Genomic DNA, 1468 nt, shown 5'->3' with positions numbered 1-1468 from the left:
TGAGAGTGTCCCTATGTTGTTCGTCAAGGGGTTTGGGGTGTTTTGGGGTGGTAGAGGCTGCCATCGCGGAGCATGGCGAAGAGGGTGTCGCAGCGGCGTCGGGCGAGGGCGATGAGGGCCTGGTTGTGTCGTTTTCCTTCGGCTCGTTTGCGGTCGTAGTAGGCCTTGGAAAGTGGGTCTTTCAGGGCGGCGAACGCGGAAAGATAAAGCGTGCGTTTAAGGACTTTGTTGCCTTTGCGTGAGGCGTGATCGGCCCTGATCGAGCTCCCGGACCGCCAGGTCACCGGCGCGAGACCGGCGTAGGACGCCAGGTGGGCGGCGGTCTGGAACTCTTTACCGACAATTTCCGTAAGGATGCGCGCTTCGGTCCTGACGCCAACTGCCGGTAACGACGTCAGGACCCGGTGAAGAGGGTGGGCCTCCACGAGGGCCTCGACCTTGGCCAGCACGGTATTCCTGGCGGTGTGCAGCCCATCGAGCATGCCGGCCAGTTGCGCCAGCACGATCCCCGCCGATTCCGTGCCGGAGACCACGACGGTTTGCCGGTCCAGGGCCTGGCTGATCTCCTCGGCCAGCCGCTCACCGATCCGTGGTGCCAGCTTCCGCAGCCGGGCCGCTACCCGTTTGGTCCCGGCCTGCCGCAGGGCCTGCGGGGTCGGCCAGGTCCGGAGCAGGTCCAGCACCGCGGGATGGTCCAGGCGCGGGCCCAGGACCCGTTCCAGGGCCGGGTGGATCTGGGTCAACAGTCCCCGGATCCGGTGCGAGGTAGCGGTGGCCTGGGCGACCAGGTCATCATCGAACCCGCAGAGCATGACAAGTTCCGCGCGCTGCTCATCACCAAGTTCCAGCGATCTCAACGTCCCGGGCAGGCTGCGGGCAGCCTCGGCGATGATGAACGCGTCACGGGCGTCCGTCTTCGCTTCGCCAGGGTGCAGGTCCGCGATTCTGCGCATCGCCAGACCGGGCAAATACCCGACCACCGCACCGTCGGCGCGGGCCACCGCTACCGCCAGCGCCCCGACCGTGGCCGGCTGGTCCACCACAAACAACAGCCGCCCATGGGAACCCAGGTCCTGAAGAATCTGCCGCAGCTCATCCTCATCGTTCGGCAGCGCCCGGTCCAGCAGCCTGTTCCCTGATTTATCCAGCGCCACCGCATGATGGCCGTCCTTGCCGACATCCACACCGATGAAAACATCCACACAGTCATAATCCCTGAGCACCGCCACACCTCCGACCACGAGCCAACAGATCCGGCCAGCCTGCCACGGTGTCGAAGCCCGGCACCCACGTTACGCACGGCAATCCAACGGCCATGTCCCTATCAGCGGTCCCTCGGCACCCGCCAACCCCGGTGACACCACTCTCGGATCATCAACAACAGAGCGTCGCAATCATGCCGGGACCGGCAGGCCAGCACACCCCACATCCTGCACCAGAAAGGGGCTACGAAGAAGGTAACGAGCGT

The 1468-nt window shown here is 65.3% G+C and carries 1 protein-coding gene; it reads right to left on the bottom strand.

All coding sequences use genetic code 11. The features are described from left to right. Positions 1-23: 23 nt before the first annotated feature. The gene (locus J2X42_RS23320; RefSeq protein ID WP_310168507.1) at positions 24-1229 is read right to left on the bottom strand and encodes an IS110 family transposase; all 1206 of its coding nucleotides are present in this window, start codon (positions 1227-1229) and stop codon (positions 24-26) included. Positions 1230-1468: the final 239 nt, after the last annotated feature.

It is taken from the genome of Arthrobacter sp. BE255, assembly GCF_031457335.1.
GTDB lineage: Bacteria > Actinomycetota > Actinomycetes > Actinomycetales > Micrococcaceae > Arthrobacter.
Note: the sequence above shows the minus strand (reverse complement) of the source record. Positions and strands in the feature narration are given on the sequence as shown.